Annotated in this window: 15 protein-coding genes; 2 read left to right on the top strand and 13 right to left on the bottom strand. The window is 70.7% G+C overall.

What is annotated here, in order from left to right; genetic code table 11:
• Positions 1 to 106: 106 nt before the first annotated feature.
• A complete protein-coding gene (locus ACR9Y5_RS09710) occupies positions 107 to 1003 on the top strand; it encodes an endonuclease domain-containing protein (protein WP_481297770.1) in 897 nt (298 codons plus the stop codon).
• A gap of 300 nt (positions 1004 to 1303) precedes the next feature.
• Here ACR9Y5_RS09710 and ACR9Y5_RS09705 read toward each other — a convergent pair whose 3' ends face one another.
• From ACR9Y5_RS09705 to recO, 3 genes are read right to left on the bottom strand one after another with little or no spacing between them, the layout of a single operon-like run.
• Positions 1304 to 1975, bottom strand: a complete 672-nt coding sequence (locus ACR9Y5_RS09705; RefSeq protein WP_481297769.1) for a DsbA family oxidoreductase — start codon at positions 1973 to 1975, stop codon at positions 1304 to 1306.
• 59 nt (positions 1976 to 2034) lie between these two features.
• Positions 2035 to 2859: an isoprenyl transferase gene (locus ACR9Y5_RS09700; RefSeq protein ID WP_481297768.1), complete on the bottom strand. Its 825-nt coding sequence runs from the start codon at positions 2857 to 2859 to the stop codon at positions 2035 to 2037.
• Positions 2856 to 3710 carry a DNA repair protein RecO gene (gene recO / locus ACR9Y5_RS09695; protein WP_481297767.1) on the bottom strand — a complete coding sequence of 285 codons (855 nt, stop codon included), beginning with the start codon at positions 3708 to 3710 and terminating at the stop codon, positions 2856 to 2858. The genes ACR9Y5_RS09700 and recO overlap by 4 nt, the downstream gene beginning before the upstream one ends.
• Before the next feature lie 164 nt (positions 3711 to 3874).
• Between recO and ACR9Y5_RS09690 the strand changes: the two genes are divergently transcribed.
• Entirely contained in the window at positions 3875 to 4636 is a 762-nt protein-coding gene (locus ACR9Y5_RS09690; protein ID WP_481297766.1) for a trimeric intracellular cation channel family protein, read from the top strand.
• Positions 4637 to 4861: 225 nt separating this feature from the next.
• Here the strand turns inward: ACR9Y5_RS09690 and leuA are convergent, their stop codons facing one another.
• From leuA to ACR9Y5_RS09640, 10 genes are all read right to left on the bottom strand, one after another.
• Complete coding sequence (leuA, locus tag ACR9Y5_RS09685; protein WP_481297765.1) at positions 4862 to 6634, bottom strand: 2-isopropylmalate synthase; 1773 nt, start codon at positions 6632 to 6634, stop codon at positions 4862 to 4864.
• Between the two features lie 134 nt (positions 6635 to 6768).
• The gene (locus tag ACR9Y5_RS09680) at positions 6769 to 9270 is read right to left on the bottom strand and encodes a bifunctional lysylphosphatidylglycerol flippase/synthetase MprF (RefSeq protein ID WP_481297764.1); all 2502 of its coding nucleotides are present in this window, start codon (positions 9268 to 9270) and stop codon (positions 6769 to 6771) included.
• Complete coding sequence (locus tag ACR9Y5_RS09675) at positions 9267 to 10613, bottom strand: alpha/beta hydrolase (protein ID WP_481297763.1); 1347 nt, start codon at positions 10611 to 10613, stop codon at positions 9267 to 9269. Before ACR9Y5_RS09675 ends, ACR9Y5_RS09680 begins: the two co-directional genes overlap by 4 nt.
• A gap of 77 nt (positions 10614 to 10690) precedes the next feature.
• A complete protein-coding gene (locus tag ACR9Y5_RS09670) occupies positions 10691 to 12136 on the bottom strand; it encodes an ABC transporter permease (protein ID WP_481297762.1) in 1446 nt (481 codons plus the stop codon).
• The gene (locus ACR9Y5_RS09665) at positions 12133 to 12888 is read right to left on the bottom strand and encodes an ABC transporter ATP-binding protein (protein ID WP_481297761.1); all 756 of its coding nucleotides are present in this window, start codon (positions 12886 to 12888) and stop codon (positions 12133 to 12135) included. The genes ACR9Y5_RS09670 and ACR9Y5_RS09665 overlap by 4 nt, the downstream gene beginning before the upstream one ends.
• A 103-nt stretch (positions 12889 to 12991) precedes the next feature.
• Complete coding sequence (locus tag ACR9Y5_RS09660) at positions 12992 to 13681, bottom strand: response regulator (protein ID WP_481297760.1); 690 nt, start codon at positions 13679 to 13681, stop codon at positions 12992 to 12994.
• The gene (locus ACR9Y5_RS09655; protein ID WP_481297759.1) at positions 13678 to 15543 is read right to left on the bottom strand and encodes a sensor histidine kinase; all 1866 of its coding nucleotides are present in this window, start codon (positions 15541 to 15543) and stop codon (positions 13678 to 13680) included. Before ACR9Y5_RS09655 ends, ACR9Y5_RS09660 begins: the two co-directional genes overlap by 4 nt.
• A gap of 51 nt (positions 15544 to 15594) precedes the next feature.
• Positions 15595 to 15933 (bottom strand): hypothetical protein, encoded by a 339-nt coding sequence (locus tag ACR9Y5_RS09650; protein ID WP_481297758.1) that lies wholly within the window; start codon positions 15931 to 15933, stop codon positions 15595 to 15597.
• Positions 15930 to 16265, bottom strand: a complete 336-nt coding sequence (locus tag ACR9Y5_RS09645) for a hypothetical protein (RefSeq protein ID WP_481297757.1) — start codon at positions 16263 to 16265, stop codon at positions 15930 to 15932. The genes ACR9Y5_RS09650 and ACR9Y5_RS09645 overlap by 4 nt, the downstream gene beginning before the upstream one ends.
• Before the next feature lie 33 nt (positions 16266 to 16298).
• On the bottom strand, positions 16299 to 16823 hold the full coding sequence (locus ACR9Y5_RS09640) for a hypothetical protein (protein WP_481297756.1): 525 nt from the start codon (positions 16821 to 16823) through the stop codon (positions 16299 to 16301).
• Positions 16824 to 16845 lie beyond the last annotated feature (22 nt).

The following is a 16845-nucleotide window of genomic DNA, read 5'->3' as shown; positions in this document are numbered from 1 at the left end:
CGCAACACGCCGTTATGCGCGTGCGATAACGGCGTGTTGCCCCCCCTCGATAGCGGGCCTGTGGATAACCGGCGCGAGCCGGCGCCGGATGCGGCAAGGTGACGGGATGCGTCGACCTGCCACCCTCCCCGCGAGCGTCGCGGCCGCCCCGTTCTCCACGGCGGCCGCCCGGCGAGCGGGCGTCCCGTCCTCCCGTCTGCGTCGCGGCGACCTCGTCGCGCCGTTCCACGGCGTCCGGCAGGCCGGCGCCGCCCCGCCCGCCTCGACCGAGGCGCGCTGCCGGGCCTACGCCGCGGTGCTGCCGCACGGGGCGTTCTTCAGCCATCTCACCGCGGCCGAACTGTACGGGTTACCGCTTCCCAGCATGCACGGCGACGAACTCCACGTCTCCGTCATCCACCCGAGACGGGCGCCCCGGGCGAAAGGGACCGTCGGCCACCGGCTGCAACTCGATCCCGCGCTCGTCGGGTCGATCCGCGGACTCCCCGTGCCTCCGCCTGTCGAGGTCTATTGCGAACTGGCGGCGCTCCTCCCGGTGGATGCACTCGTCGAGGTCGGGGATGCGCTCGTTCGACGTCAGGCCCCGCTGGCGACCGTGCAGCAACTCCAGACCGCCGTCGCCGAGGCATCGGGACGTCCCGGCATCCGGATGCTCCGTGAGGCGACGACGCTGGTGAGGGCCCGCACCGACTCCCCGATGGAGACGAAGGTCCGCCTCGCGCTCGTGCGAGCCGGTCTGCCGGAACCCCAGGTCAACCGTCTGATCGACCTCGGGGGTGGACGTTCGGCTCACCTCGACCTCGCCTATCCGCACCTCCGCGTCGCCATCGAGTACGACGGCGACCACCACCGCACCGACGATCGCCAGTACCGCATCGACGGCGACCGGCTGTGGCGGATCGAGTCCGCCGGCTGGCGGGTGATCCGCCTCAACCGCTCGCACATGACCGACCACGCCCGCGAGGCCGTCGACCGCGTCCGCCGTGCGCTCACCGCGCGCTGAGCGCAACAAAGGGTCGCAACACGCCGTTATGCGCGGGCGATAACGGCGTGTTGCGACCCTTCGATCACGGGATGGCGCAGGTGTCGCCCTCGCAAGCGGCTCCGGGGCCGCCCAGCGGGATCAGGGACGGGCGCACGGCGGGAGCGGCCGCCGCAGGCGGGCCGGCCGGCGCCGCTGCAGTCACGGACGCAGCTGCGTCCCTCGCAGCCGCGTCGGCCGCGGCCGCGCCCCTGGCAGCCGCGTCGGACGCAGCCGCGCCCCTCGCAGCCGTCTCTAACGCGGTGCCCTGCGCAGCGCCGCTCACGCGGTCACCGTCGCGCGCTCCGACCAGACCTGCTCGAGGACCTGCGCGAAGGTCTGGGCGTCCTGGGCACCGGAGACGCCGTAGCGACCGTCGATCACGAAGAAGGGGATGCCGTTGATGCCGTACTCGGCCGCGGTCGCCTGGTCGGCCCGCACGGCGGGCTCGAAGCGCGACGACTCGAGCGCCTCGAGCGCCTGGGCGCGGTCGAGGCCGACTTCGGCTGCGAGGTCGGCGAGGTCCTCGACGCGACCGACGTGGCGTCCCTCCACGAAGTACGCGCGGAACAGTCGCTCGGCCAGTTCGAGCTGCACGCCCCGCTCCTTGGCGAAGTGGAGCAGCTCGTGCGCCTTGACGGTGTTGGTGTGCTTGAGGTTGTCGAAGTCGTAGTCGAGACCGACGGAGGAGGCGATGCCCTCGACACGCTCCAGCATCTGCTCCACCTGGCCGGCGGGGAGACCCTTGTGGCCTGCGAGGAAGTCGATCTCGCTGCCCTCGAAGTCGACCGGCGTGTCCGGCGACAGCTCGAACGAGTGGTATTCGACCTCTACGGCGCGGCCCTCACCGGCCCCGGAGAACAGGCCGCTGCCCGCCTCGAACTTGCGCTTGCCGATGTAGCACCACGGGCAGGCGATGTCGGACCAGATGTCGATCTTGATGGGTTCGCTCACGCTGAGGACAACGCTGCAGTACTGCACCTATTCCTGGAGCGCCGAGAAGAGCGCAGGGCTCAGGACGCCGCGCCCGCCGTTCCCGCGCTGGGCGCATCCACCGCTCCCCCGAACCGGCGGTTGCGGCTCATGTACAGCTCGATCGCATCCCACAGGTCCGTGCGGCTGAAGTCGGGCCACAGCGTGTCGAGGAATACCATCTCGGCGTAGGCGCTCTGCCAGAGCAGGAAGTTGCTGGTGCGCTGCTCGCCCGAACTCCGCACGAAGAGATCGACGTCCGGCATGTCGGGCAGGTAGAGGTGACGCTGGATGGTCTTCTCATTCACGGCGGACGGCCGCAGCCTCCCGGCCGCGACATCGTCGGCGATGGAGCGCACGGCGTCAGCGATCTCCGTCCGTCCGCCGTAGTTGACGCACATCGTCAGGGTGAGCACGTCGTTCCCGGCGGTCAGCTGCTCGGCGTACTGCAACTCCTTGATGACGGAGGACCACAGCCGCGGCTTGCGCCCGGCCCAGCGGACGCGCACGCCCCACTCGTTGAGCTGGTCGCGTCGCCGGTGCAGCACGTCGCGGTTGAAGCCCATCAGGAACCGCACCTCCTCGGGCGACCGCTTCCAGTTCTCGGTCGAGAAGGCGTACACGCTGAGATGCTTCACCCCGGCCTGGATGGCGCCGGCGACGACATCGAGGAGCGCCGCCTCTCCCGCGCGGTGACCTTCGATCCGGGTCAGGCCCCGGCGGTTCGCCCAGCGACCGTTGCCATCCATGACGATGGCGACATGCTCCGGGACGCCGCCCGCTGGGAACGCGGGCGGGTGCACCCCGGTCCAGTCGAGCGGGCGGTACTCGACCGCATCCTTGTGCGTGTACGGCTTGGGACTCATCCACTCGCCTTCTGGTCGGTGGGGACGGGGTCGGCGGTACCGAGGTCGGCGCTACCGAGGTCGGTGGGGACGGCATCCGTGGACGCGGCGCCGGCGACACGGGCCGCCTGCGCGACCGGGCGATCCCGGTCGTGCTGCACGTGCTGGAGCGACCGCAGCCCGCGCTCGAGGTGCCATTGCGTGTACGCGGCGACCACGCCGTTGGCGCGCCCCTGCGTCGTCTCGGACGCGGCCTCCGCCGCCTCCCAGTCTCCGGCCAGCAGCGCGCCGAGCAGGGCGATCGTCTCCGGGTCGACCCTCGGCGCACCCTGCGGGGCGCAGTCGGGGCACACCACGCCGCCGAGCTGGACCACGACCGCGGTGTGCGGGCCCGGCGCGCCGCAGCGCGAGCAGTCCTGGAAGCTCGGCGCCCAGCCCGCCAAGGAGAGAGCGCGCAGCAGGTAGGAGTCGAGCGTCAGGCCCGGTCCGTGCTCGCGCCGGGAGAGGGAGCGCAACGCGCCGACGAGGAGGAGGTACTGCTGCAGCGACGCCTCGGCATCCGTGAGCCGGTCGGCCGCCTCCACCATCGCGTTCGCGGCGGTGTAGCTGGCGTAGTCGTCCGCGATCAGGGCGCCGTACGCCCCGAGCGTCTCGGCCTGCGTGATCGTGTCGAGGCTGCGGCCTTCGTACAGCTGCACGTCCGCGACCATGAACGGCTCCAGCCGAGAGCCGAACCGGGACGCCGTGCGCCGCACGCCCTTCGCCACCGCGCGGATCTTGCCGTGCTGGCGGCTGAGCATGGTGACGATGCGGTCGGCTTCCCCCAGCTTGTGGGTGCGGAGCACGACGGCTTCATCACGATAGACAGGCACACTCCAGTATCGCGCCTGCGGCTGACAGCGCGGCGGACGCGCGGCCGTCCGCTGTGACCTCGGTCGCAGCTTCTGACCTCGGGCGCGGGCTCCCGCGGCGCTGGGGTCGCGGCATCGCTCCGCGCTGCCCATGAGCTCCACCGCGCGCATGGTACACATGACGGGTGAGCACGACCGCCCTCAACATCGGCGCATTGGCCATCCCACTGTGGGGCGACCTCCTCGCCGTCGGCGTGGGCAGCCTTCAGGGCGCGATGTTCGCCTCCGGCTTCCGCGACCGCCGGCTCGACCTGCTCGGCGTCGCGATCATCGGCGTCGCCACCGGCGTCGGCGGCGGCCTGCTGCGCGACATCCTGTTGAACGTGACGCCGGTGGCGCTGCAGTCGAACTGGTACCTGCCGATCACCGTGGTCGCGGCGCTGCTCGGGATGCTGCTGGTGCGGCTGTTCCGCCGGCTCGACCCGATCATCACGTTCCTCGACGCTCTGACGATCGGCCTGTTCGGTGCGATCGGTGCCACGAAGGCGCTCGCGCTCGGGCTGCCGGAGGTGCCGGCCGTGTTCGTTGGCGTGGTGTCGGCCGTGGGAGGCTCGATCCTCCGCGACATGCTGCTCAACCTGCCGATCGCCCTCATGCACGTCGGCTCCCTCTACGCGGTCGCCGCCGGTGCGGGGACGATCGTGCTGGTCGTCATGGTGGACCTCGGCGTCCCGCTCATCCCGGCTGCGGTGGTGTGCGTCGTCGTGACCCTCGTCATCCGGCTGCTCGCCGTGCGCTTCGGCTGGAGCCTGCCGGAACAGCGCGAGCTCGGCCGCCTCCCTCGGATGCGCTGGCCGCGCTTCACTCGCCGCCAGAGCGCCGCGCAGACCGACGAGCGCACCGAGACCGGCGCGATCCCGCGCTACCGTATCGACCGCGGCGAGTAGCGTCTCGCCGTTCCGGCAGCGACATTCGTGACGAATGTCGGCACGCGCCGAGACGCACATTCGTCACGAATGCGCGTCCCGCACGCACGGAACCCGACATTCGGCACGAATGTCGGCACGCGCCGAGACGCGCATTCGTCACGAATGCGCGCCCCGCACGCACGGAACCCGACATTCGGCACGAATGTCGGGTTCCGGAGCGTAGCGCAGAGAGAGCGCGCGGGGTCACACCCCGACGAGCTGCTCCTCCGAGCGGCCGGCGCCCGCGCGCACGGCGCGGTTGACGGCGGAGACGACCGCCTTGAAGGATGCCGTGGTCGTGTCCGCGTCGATTCCGACGCCCCAGCGGCGCTGGCCGTCCACATCCACCTCGACGTAGGCCGCCGCGAGGGCGGACTCGCTCGCCGACAGCGTGTGCTGCGAGTAGTCGTAGAGGTGGGCGTCCACACCGTGCTGGTGCAGGATGTCGAAGAACGCCGCGATCGGGCCGTTGCCCTCCCCGGTGGCCTTCGACACGGTGTCCCCGTCGCGCAGCGTCACGGTGAGCACGACGTGGTCGCCGGTCTCGTTCGATGTGGTGGTGCTGCCCAGCTCGAACCGGCCCCACTTGGCGTCCGGGTCGGTGGTCGGCGCCGGGAGGTACTCGTCCTGGAAGATCTCCCAGATCTGGTCGCTGGTGACCTCGCCGCCCTCGGCATCCGTCTTGGCCTGCACGACGCCCGAGAACTCGATCTGCAGCTTGCGCGGCAGGTCGATGGAGTGGTCGTTCTTCAGCAGGTAGGCGACGCCGCCCTTGCCGGACTGCGAGTTGACGCGGATGACCGCCTCGTAGCTGCGGCCCAGATCCTTCGGGTCGACCGGCAGGTAAGGAACCGCCCAGACCAGGTCGTCGACCGACACGCCCTCGCGCTCGGCCCGCGCCTCCATCGCCTCGAAGCCCTTCTTGATGGCGTCCTGGTGCGACCCGCTGAACGCGGTGAAGACGAGGTCGCCGCCCCAGGGGCTGCGCTCGCCGACGGGCAGCTGGTTGCAGTGCTCGACCGTGCGCTTGATCTGGTCGATGTCGCTGAAGTCGATCTGGGGGTCGATGCCCTGCGTGAACAGGTTGACGCCCAGCGTGACCAGGTCGACGTTGCCGGTGCGCTCGCCGTTGCCGAACAGGCAGCCCTCGATCCGGTCGGCGCCGGCCATGTAGCCGAGCTCGGCGGCGGCGACAGCGGTCCCACGGTCGTTGTGCGGGTGCAGCGACAGGATGACGTTCTCGCGGTGGTTCAGGTGGCGCGACATCCACTCGATCGAGTCGGCGTAGACGTTCGGCGTCGCCATCTCGACGGTGGCCGGCAGGTTGATGATGACCTTGCGCTCGGGCGTCGGCTCGAACACCTCGAGCACCTGGTTGCAGATGTCGGCGGCGAATTCGAGCTCGGTCCCGGTGTAGCTCTCGGGCGAGTACTCGTAGTAGATCGTCGTTCCGGGAACCAGCTCCTCGAACCGGCGGCACAGACGTGCGCCGCTCAGCGCGATGTCGATGATGCCCTGCTGGTCGGTGCGGAACACCACCTCGCGCTGCAGGATGCTGGTGGAGTTGTAGAGGTGCACGATCGCCTGCTTGGCGCCGACCAGCGACTCGTAGGTGCGCTTGATCAGGTGCTCGCGCGACTGCGTCAGGACCTGGATGGTGACGTCGTCGGGGATCGCGTCCTCTTCGATCAGGCTGCGGACGAAGTCGAAGTCGGTCTGGCTGGCAGACGGGAAGCCGACCTCGATCTCCTTGTAGCCCATGCGCACCAGCAGGTCGAACATGATGCGCTTGCGCTCGGGGCTCATCGGGTCGATCAGCGCCTGGTTGCCGTCGCGGAGGTCGACGGCGCACCAGCGGGGGGCCTGCGTGATGCGGGCCGCGGGCCAGGTGCGGTCGGGCAGGTCGACGCGGATCTGCTCGTGGAAGGGACGGTACTTGTGGATCGGCATGGCGCTCGGCGCCTGCGTGTTCTTCATGGTCTTCTTACTCCTCGCGGTGTGTCTGGAGAGCCGACGACGAACTCCGCGACGAGTGAGGCCCGGAACTAGGACTCGTCGCGGCAGCTAAGGAGGAGCAGACCGTACACAGCACCGAGACTACCACCTTCGGGTCAGCCACGCCCCCGCACGAACGTCGCGGCCTGGCGCACCGACAGCCCGGGAAGGTAGGCGCGGACCAGGGCGATCCCGATGGCCGGCAGTGCGACCGGGTCCGGGTAGGCCATGATCAGCGGGTGCAGCTCCGGCTGGAACTTCTGCTTGAACTTCAACAGCGAGCGGAAGCCGTACACCGGTTCGAGCGACGAGCTGAGGTAGCCGAGGAGCCGGTCCATCGTGTCCTTCTCCCCCTCCTGCGTCGCCGCGGTGTGGGCGAGCGGGGCGGCGGAGAGCGACATGAACTCGATGCCGTCCGCCTTCATCCGCGTCGCGGCCTCGGCGATCAGGAACTCCATGACGCCGTTGATGCTGTCGGGACGTCGGCGCATGAAGTCCAGCGTCCATCCCACCACGATGCCGTTGCGATAGGTGGGCAGCCAGCTGGTGACGGCCTCGATGCGGCCGTTCTCCGGACCATCCCCCTCATTGACGGCGAGCATGAGCCGCACCTCCGGGTCGCGCAGCTCGTCGAGCCCGCCGAGGGTGAAGCCCATCTCGGGCAGGTCCTTCTCGGCCACCCACTGCTCCGAGATGTCGGAGAGCTGCACCGCCGCCGACAGGCTCAGGGCCGCGTAGGTCGTCCATTCCGAGCGGATGCCCGCCCGTTCCGCCCGGTTGATCGAGGAGCGGACGTCCTGCCACTTCTTGCCGGTCGTCGCCCACAGCTGCGGGAGGATGACCGTCTCCTCCGCGACCGTCATCGTCGACCAGCCGAGGCGTTCGAACAGGCCGGTGTGGTGCGCATCCACGCTGTAGAACACGGGGATCCAGCCGTTGTCGTCGCAGAATCGCGCGAAGCCCTGGATGGCCCCGTCGTGCGGGCCCGGGGCGCCGAACGGACCGCCGGTGGTGAGAGCGACGCGTCCCTCGACCCGGTACGCGATCGCGCCGCCCCCGATGGGGTCGAACCAGTAGGAGCTGCCCGGCCAGGTCGCCATGAAGGAGATCGCGTCGCCACCGCCACGGTGCAGCAGCTCGCGGACGTGAGCGGCCTCGCCCGTGCCGCGTCTCCGGAGCCCGCGGCCGAGCATCGCGGGGATGGCGCCGACGATCGCGACCAGCCAGAACACCGTTCCGATGTTGTGGTAGACGATCGTCGCAAGAGGCGTGGTCGGCAGGTATTGCACCGGCTCCCGCCGCAGGAAGCTGACCGGCACGAAGCGTTCGAGGACGTCGTCGAAGAGGTCGCTGAGGTCGATGGGCCGGGTGAACCCGGTGTCCTTCTGCAACCAGCCGACCAGGACGTACAGACCGATCAGCGCCACACCGGTCGTCGTCACGAGCACCAGGTACCGCCGGACGGCCCGGGCGGACGGCATCACGGTGAAGTGCCGGCGGAAGACGATCAGCAGCACGGCCATGGCCAGCGGCACCAGCGTCGAGAGGGCCAGGATCGCCGTGATCTCCCAGTACCTCGCCGACACCGTCGGACGGGCGGACGCGATCGGCAGGATGCCGTAATAGAGCGCGGAGAGCAGGGCGAGCAGGCCGTTCACCGCGACGCCGAGCCAGACGGCGAACCGGCGCCCGCGCACGAGACCGTAGGCGGCGACCAGCAGCAGCAGGAGCGGAAGGACCGAGAGGAGGACGGGGCCGAGCCCGTTGATCCGCTCCAGGGTCAGATCGCGCACGCACTGCCGGGTGACGGCGAACGCCTGGCAGCGTTCCACCACCGAGCTCGCGTTCGGCGCCTCGTTGCTGAACAGGAGGCCGATCGGCGACAGCAGGCCGTAGCGCGTCGAGCCCAGGAGGCCGATCACCGGCCCCAGAGCCGTGATGGTCACGGCGGAGGCCAGCAGCACCCGGACCTCGTGGTGGGAGCTGCGCAGCCAGTCCCCCGCGATCTTCGTCTGGCGCAGCAATGGCCCGAGGGCCAGCCCGGTCAGCACCGCGATCAGGCGGTAGAGATCGGAGGGGAGTCCGGAGTACAGCACGTACATGATGGCGACGAGGAGCGTGATCACGCGGATGCGGCGCCGCCAGAGCGTGCCGGCGAAGGCGCTCGCGGTCATGATCGTCCCGCCGATCGCCGTGTACGCGTCGAGCACCAGGAGACCGTGCACGTTCCTCGCCCACAGCTCGCCGATGTCGTTGGCGGCGACCTGCAGCAGGGCGCCGACCACGATGCCGACAACCGCGGTTCCGAAGAAGGCGAGCACGGTGCGCCAGGTGCCCATCAGGCGCTCGGAGGCGCCGACGAGCACCACGGTCAGCACGAGCACGACGATCAGCTCGACCAGGTCGTCGGTGAAGAGCACCGCGGTGAACGGCGACCACCAGTGCCCGTCGAGCAGCTGGACTGCGCCCGCGCCGAGCCAGCCGCGGAGCGGGCGGTGCGGGCCGCGGAGGGGCCCCGTCGCCAGGGCCAGCACCAGGATCAGCAGCGTCAACCCGGTCGTGAAGGGATGCTGCGCGATCAGCCGGCCGGTCCGCGTGAGCAGAGCGGCCGGTTTCACGATCCGAGCCCCATCTGAGCGGCGATCGCCGGGAACCCGTGGGCGAGCACATACCGGACGGTCTTCCAGTCGTGTGCGGTGCCCGGCGAGCTCAGCAGCTGAGCACGCACCCCGGCGCGCTCCGCGTCGCCGTAGAGCGTCCGGGCGAACGCGCTGTACTTCGCGTCGTCCTGGCCGGCCCCGAAGACCATCACCGAGTCGCGGTACGGCGCGTTCCTCGTCATCATCGCCGGGGGCTGCGCCGCCTCGTAGGCGGCCTTCGACCCGCCGAATCCCGTGCTGATGGTCAGTCCCTCGTCCCCCAGTGTCGGACCCAACTCGCTCGACGAGGCCAACGCCGAACCGAACAGGTCCGGCCGGCCGCTCGCGAACTGCACCGCGCAGGTGGCGCCCTGCGAGTAGCCGAACACCCCCCATCCTGCCGGATCGCCGCTCACCCGCAGGTTCGAACGCACCCAATTCCGCACATCCGCCAGCAGATACGTCGCAGAGTTCCCGTAATCGCGCGAGTCGACGCACATCGGGTTCCGCCCGGGACCGCCGAGCTGGTCGGCGGCGACGACGATCGGGGCGTAGCCGCCGTGCTCCGCGGCGAACCGGTCCATCGCTGTGCCCACTCCGCCGGCCGTGAACATGTCGGCGGGGGCGCCCGGCTGTCCGGAGAGCGCGTACAGCACGGGCAGCGCGGGCGGATTCGCGGTGAGCGCGATCGGCGGCAGGTAGACGACGGCCTTACGCGCCGGGAAACGCGACTCCGTGCCCGGGATGCGCACCGTGCCGATCTCGCCCTTCGCCGGCACCGTGCCGGGGTCGGCCGCGGCCGCGGTGGCCTTCCAGTCCGTCCCGACCACCACCTCCCCCCGCTCGGAATGCAGGTCGAGCGCCTTGTAGGGCACGACGCCGAGAGCGTCGTTGAGGTTGCGGTAGGCGCCGAAGTCCACGTTGATCCCGCAGAACGCCGCGGCCAGGAAGACCGGGATGCTGACGATCGCGATGAGCTTGCGCCACCAGCGCGAGCGGAACAGGTTCGCCACCGCCAGGCTGACGCCGCCGAAGCCCAGCGCCGTCCAGAGGGTGGTGACCGGCGTCAGCGCCACGCCGAAGAGGTCCATCGCATCCGTCAGCAGCCAGACCAGGAACCACCCGAGGAGCCCACCCAGCAGAGCGGCGATCAGGCCGGCGAGCGTCCGCTTCCACGTGGGCCGGATCAGCAGGTACAGCGCGAGAACGGCGGCGAGGACGTCGAGCGCGATGAGGAACGGCGGCTTGTCGATCCTCAGGGTCAGCAGCCAGTTCAGGGCGGGTCCTCTCGGTGCGGGCGTGGATACGGTGCTCGGCGGCACGGCCGCGTTCGATTATTCAGTGCCCAGTTCACCGATAGCTGAGGCTCTGTGAGAGTTCAGCCAACATTCAGCGGCGGTCACTCGACGGCCAGCGCCTCCACGGGCGACACCCGGGTGGCACGGCGCGTCGGCGCCAGCGCAGCCAGCACGGCGAGAGCCGCCGCCGCGACGACGATGGAGGCCAGGAACGGCCACGGGAGCGCGGGCGCGAGCAGACCGCCGCCGGGGATCATCCCGAGGAGCGACTGCGCGCCGATCCATCCGTACAGCGTGCCGAGCGCCAGCCCGGTGAGCACCGAGGCGACGGTCAGCTGCGCGCTCTCGGTCAGGATCATCCGTCGCACCTGCCCGGCGCTGAAGCCGAGTGCGCGCAGCAGCCCGAGCTCGCGGGCACGCTGCAGCACGCTCAGCGACAGGGTGTTGACGACTCCGCACGCGGCGATCACGGCGGAGAAACCGACCAGCACGGTGAACACGGCCAGGGTTCCGCCGATCACTCCGTCGGCGCCCTCGTACATCCCCGGCTCCGCGGCCGCGGCCTGGCGGATGAGCTGCTGCCAGCTCGACGCCGCCACCACGAACATCGTGATGAGGGTGACGCCGATCACCAGGCCGATCGCGGTGCGCGAGCTGCGCTCGGGGTTGCGCACCGCGTTCGCCGCGGCGAGTCGGCCTGCAGCGCCGCGCCCGACGAGGAGTCCGACCACGCGCAGCACGCCGGGCAGGAAGAACGGCGCGGCCAGCACGATCCCGGTGAACGAGAGGATGCCGCCGAGCATCGCGACGAGCACCCCGAACGGCGACAGCGCGGCGAGGGTCGCGCCGAGCCTGGCGAGCACACCGAGCCCGAGCAGGAGGCCGAGGACGAGCAGCCCGCCGCCCGCGACGATCAGGAGCAGGGACACGGTCAGGCGCCCCCGGCTGCGCACCGCAGCGGCCGGTCGCTCCTGCGCGGCGCCCAGCGCCTGGACGGGCGTGACGGTGAGGACGCGGCGGCTCCCGACCCAGGAGGCCAGCCAGGTGGTGAGCACGACCATCACGGCCGGCGGGATCATCGTCCACGACAGCACCGGGTAGCGAGCGTCGGGGAGCACGCTCGTCAGGACGAGTACGCGCACGGCCACGAGCGCCAGCACGGCGGCCGCACCCCCGCCGACGACGGCCCCCAGGAGGCCGACGGCCAACCCCTCGCCGGCGACGGAGCGGCGTTGCGCCCGCGCGCTCGATCCGATCAGCCGCAGCAGGGCGATCGTCCGGGTGCGCCCGGCGATCACCGTGGCGAAGGTGTTGGTCGTGACGATCGCGCCCACATACACAGCCACGACGAAGAAGATGGCGGCCACCACGGTGATCGCGAGCTGCACGCTGCCGTGCTCCCCCATCGCCGACCGGCCGATGTACGCGCCGAGCACGTTCACTCCGCCGACCAGTGCGACCCCGAACGCCGCACTCAGGGCGGCGACCAGGATGCCGGCGCGGTGGTCGCGGGCGTTCGCCCGGAAGGCGGAGAAGGGCCGGCTCACGCGCCCGTCTCCATCCCGAGCATGAACGAGGAGATCTCCTCGGCGCTCGACGCCGACCGTTCGGCGACGACGCGGCCGTCCGCGAGGAACACGATGTGGTCGGCGAAGCTCGCGGCGACCGGGTCATGCGTCACCATGGCGATGCTCTGGCCGAAGGTGCGCGACGCCTCCTGCAGCACACCGAGCACCTCCCGGCCGGTGCGCGAGTCGAGGTTGCCGGTCGGCTCGTCGGCGAACACGAGGTCCGGGCGGGTGGCGAGCGCGCGCACGATCGCGGCGCGCTGCTGCTGGCCGCCGGAGAGCTCGTGCGGCCGGTGGGTCAGCCGTCCCCGCAGGCCGAGCGTGTCGATGAGGTGGTCGATCCACTCCATCTGGCTGCGGGTGGGCCTCCGCCCGTCGAGTTCGAACGGCAGCAGGATGTTGCCGCGCACATCCAGGGTGGGAACCAGATTGAACGACTGGAAGACGAACCCGACGCGGCGTCGGCGCAGCAACGTCAGCTCCGCATCCCCCAGGTCCGTGATCTCGGTGTCGCCGAGGAACGCGCGACCGCTCGTCACCGAGTCGAGGCCGGCCATCACGTGCATCAGCGTGGACTTGCCCGAACCGCTCGGGCCCATGATGGCAGTGAAGGCGGCGGCGGGGATGCCGATGGTGACGTCGTCGAGCGCGTTCACGCGCCCGGCTCCACTGCCGTAGGTCTTCGTGGCCGCTTCGACGCGCGCCACCGTTCCGGTGAGAGTCAGCTCCATGCCATCAACGCTAGGGAGCGGGCCTGCGCCGGCGGATCGGGCGGCGGGCCGATCCTGTGTCCTCCCGGAGGATGACGTGGACCCGGCCCGGGCGCCGACGCCGCTACTCCGACGCTGTGAGGCCGTGCTCGAAGGCGTAGACGACCATCTGCACGCGGTCGCGCAGCCCCAGCTTGGCGAGGATGCGGGAGATGTGCGTCTTCACGGTCGCCTCGCTGAGGAACTCCGAGCCGGCGATCTCCGCGTTGCTGAGCCCACGCGCGGCGAGAACGAAGATCTCCCGCTCGCGCGAGGTGAGGGACGCGAACTCCGGCGGCTCCGGCCGCGTCGGCTGTGCGGAGGAGAAGTACTCGAACAGCTCCCGGGTCGCGCCGGCGGCGATGACCGCATTGCCTGCGTGGACCGTCCGGATGGCGGCGAGCAGGAACTCCGGCTCCGCGTCTTTGAGCACGAACCCGCTCGCGCCGCCCCGGATCGCCCGGGCGGCCGCCTCGTCGAGGTCGAACGTGGTGAGCACGACGATCCGCGGCGGCGTGCGGCCGGCGCGCTCGGCGTCGGCGATGATGGCGCTGGTCGCCGCGATGCCGTCCATGACGGGCATCCGGATGTCCATCAGCACGACATCCGGACGCGTCTCGGCCGCGAGCCGCACGCCCTCCTGACCGTTGCCGGCCTCGCCCGCGAACTCCAGGTCCTCCTGCGAGCCCAGCAGCATCCGCACCCCGGCGCGGAACAGCGGCTGGTCGTCCACCAGCAGCACCCGGATGCGCGTGCCCACGCCCGTCCCGGTCATGCGGCCGCCCCCGGCAGGAACGCCGACACGACGAACTCGTGCCCCTGCGGTCCCGCGGTCAGCGAGCCGCCGGCGAGGGAGGCGCGTTCGCGCATTCCGGGCAGGCCGTGGCCGATGCGTGACAACGAGCCGGTGGCGGTCGGTTCGACGGTGGTGTCTCTCATGGTGTTCCTCACGGTGATGATGAGTCCGGGACCCCGCTCGTCCGGGGCGTCGGCGAGCACGACGCTCGCGGGGCGGCTGGTGTCGCCGTGGCGCAGCGCGTTGGTGAGCGCCTCCTGCACGATGCGGAAGGCCGCCAGCTGCTGCGCCGACCCGAGCGCCTCGCCGGTCGTCGTGCGCTCGAGGGCCACGTCGAGACCGGCCGAGCGGATGTGCTCGACCGTCTGGTCGAGGTCGGCGAGCGACGGCTGCGGTCCGTCGTGACCGGGCGGCCCGCCCGCGGAGTCGGCCGGATGCGACTGCCGCAGCTCGGCGAGCAGCACGCGGACGTCCCCGAGCGCCGACCGCGCGGTGGAGGCGATGGTGCTCAGGGCCTCGTCCACCGCGTCCGGGTCGGAGTGCCGCGCGTAGCGCGCACCGTCCGCCTGCGCGATGACGACCGCGAGCGAGTGGGCGACCACGTCGTGCATGTCCCGCGCGATGCGGGTGCGCTCCTGCTCGACCACGACATCCTCGACGGCGCGGTCCCGGTCGAGCTCTGCCGCCTGCCGGGCGCGGCGCGCCACCCGGGCGTTGCGCCAGGTGCGCACCAGCAGGCCGAGCACCCACGAGAGCCCGAGCACGGTCACGCTCACTACGAAGAGGAACGCGAACTGCAGCGCGACGCTCGCGATTGCGCTCGACAGGAGGTCGTAGTACCCCTGCGCGACGGCCGCGGTCACCGTTAGATACAGGGCGGCGACCAGCGCGCCGAGACCGGCGGAGATGAGACCCGCGGCCCGCACGATGCGGTCGCCGTACGCCGCGGTCGCGTACAGCACGATGAGCACGCCGAGGTCGCTGACAAGGATGCTGTGGCCGCTCGTCATCTGCACGACCGCCGCGAGCCACGCCAGGGAGAGCGCGACCGCGGGCGACATGCGGCGCAGGGCGACGGCGACCGCGAACACGGTGATCACGACGAACGCGGTGCGGTCCTGCTCCCCGACGACCAGGCAGAACACCTCGAACACGACCGCGCCGATGATGTCCGCCGTCAGCTGGGTCCGGGTCAGCCGCCGCACCAGCTGGGCGCGGTCCGGGTCGTCCTCGGCGACCTCCGCCCCTCCGCTCGACGCCAGCCAGACGAGCACCGACGAGCCGTGGGAACCCTGACCGGCCTGCGCGGCACGCTGACGCGCGACGAGGAACCCGAGCAGCCAGCCGGCGACGAAGATCACCGCGAGCAGCAGGCTCATCAGCAGGAAGCCGACCCCCTGGCTGGTGTAATAGCCGCCGATCACGGGACCGAACTGCGGGAACTTCAGCTCGCCGCGCACCGTGAACAGGTACGCCATCGCCGGCGCGAGCAGGATGGCCGAGCCGAAGTCGACCCACCGCAGCACGCGCCCGCCGTGCGCGGCGACCCCGACCAGCGCGGCGACCACGGCGATCGCCGCGATCACCCGGAACGCGCCATGCGCCGACTCCTGCTCGGTCAGCTCCAGCAGCACCGCCACCCACACCAGTGCGAGCGACACCGCGGGCAGGATGCGCGACAGCGCGACCGCACCGCAGTAGAACACGAGCGCGAGCGCCGCGGCGAGCTCGAACGGCAGCCCCGTGACGAACCACGCCCCGAACAGCGCGACGGCCAGCGCGGGCTCCAGCACCCAGCGGTACGGGGCCAGCGCGCTCAGGAGTCGGCGGCGCGAGGGCATGCTTCTACCGTAGAGTCCGTACCGCCGGCGCCGGGCATCCTGCCGGAGGAATCATCCTCGGGATGTACGGGTGCGAGCCAGCAGCTCTTCCCGCTCGCGCTGGTGCCGCACGGTGAGGTCCTGAAGCTCGTCGTACAGCTCACCGACGGCGCGGCCTCCTCCGTGCAGGTTCTCGTTGATGTCCGCGTGCACCTGGGCGAAGACGTGCGCGAATCCCGGGTCGTCGAGAAAGCCCTCGTGCCGGGCGATCGCATGGGCCGTCTCCTGCAAGCGGAACGCCTCCGCCCGGTAGTACATGAAGTTCTCTTCGGCGTGCTCTAACCGGCGTCGCGCTCCGGCGGCCTCGTCGTCGTGATCCCTCTCGAGTGCGCTGAGCGAGGGAGATGTCACGATCGGATGCTCCTGATCGCCGTCGAATAGTCGTTGTCGCCGGCCACCTGGGCGAGGCCCTGCTTGACCTTCTCAGCAACCGCCCCGGCGAGGACGCCATCAACCCGAGCGTTCGCCAGGACCGCCCAGACCGCGCGCTCGGCGTCGTTCACCGCCGCCAGTCGGCGTGGCCGGAAGGCCGCATTGCGATGTCGCACGTCCGCGGGCAGGGCGCCATTCAGCAGGGCTAGTGCCGAGCGACGGAGTTCGTCGTCTGCCGCAGCACGCATCGAGTCCGGGTCGGTGCTGCCGGCGATCGCATCGCCCAGCGGATTGTCATATGGGGTGCGCATCGTCTTGCTTCTCTCTACTACTCTCCAGCGAAATTACTGTCCAGCGAATGCGGCGGCAGACCGGCGGTCATGGATCAACGCGTTCGTGACGGCGTTGTGGATGCCGTCACGGAGCGCCTTCACCGTCGCGATATGCGTGTCCACCCGCTTGATGACCCTGTGCACCTCGTCCTGGTCCAGGTTGTGCTCGACATCCAGTCGATGCGTGTCGACGCACTGGTCGATGTCGTACTGGGTCACGGAGAGATGAAGTGTGCGATACAGGGTCTTTGCTCGTTCGAGTTCTGCTTGCATCTCTGCCGCGAGCCCATTGTTGGTGTCCTTGATCTTCCGCAGCGTGTCGACCACCCCGCCGATCCGATCGGCGAGCTCGGTGGCGGGTTTCATGTCGGTGAGGATGCGGCCGTACCGGGAGTTCCCCTGGGCCGCCCAGTAGGCCCGGGCGGCGTCCTGCTGGCCGAGGTTGTACAGGATCACCCCGAAGTCGACTTTGCTCTCGCCTGCTCCGATCACCTCGCCGCTGGCGGCGTCGAACGAGGCGGCTGACAGAGTGGCCACAATCGGGACGGCCCATCGCCCC

The sequence above is a fragment of the Leifsonia sp. KNZ13-11D genome (assembly GCF_056754895.1).
Note: the sequence above shows the minus strand (reverse complement) of the source record. Positions and strands in the feature narration are given on the sequence as shown.

Excerpts from the sequence above, each read along its gene's own strand:
- ACR9Y5_RS09660 (WP_481297760.1), bottom strand. The coding sequence starts at position 13,681 with ATGACCGGGACGGGCGTGGGCACGCGCATCCGGGTGCTGCTGGTGGAC.
- ACR9Y5_RS09710 (WP_481297770.1), top strand. The coding sequence starts at position 107 with ATGCGTCGACCTGCCACCCTCCCCGCGAGCGTCGCGGCCGCCCCGTTC.
- ACR9Y5_RS09700 (WP_481297768.1), bottom strand. The coding sequence starts at position 2,859 with ATGAGTCCCAAGCCGTACACGCACAAGGATGCGGTCGAGTACCGCCCG.
- ACR9Y5_RS09655 (WP_481297759.1), bottom strand. The coding sequence starts at position 15,543 with ATGCCCTCGCGCCGCCGACTCCTGAGCGCGCTGGCCCCGTACCGCTGG.
- leuA (WP_481297765.1), bottom strand. The coding sequence starts at position 6,634 with ATGAAGAACACGCAGGCGCCGAGCGCCATGCCGATCCACAAGTACCGT.
- ACR9Y5_RS09665 (WP_481297761.1), bottom strand. The coding sequence starts at position 12,888 with ATGGAGCTGACTCTCACCGGAACGGTGGCGCGCGTCGAAGCGGCCACG.
- ACR9Y5_RS09645 (WP_481297757.1), bottom strand. The coding sequence starts at position 16,265 with ATGCGCACCCCATATGACAATCCGCTGGGCGATGCGATCGCCGGCAGC.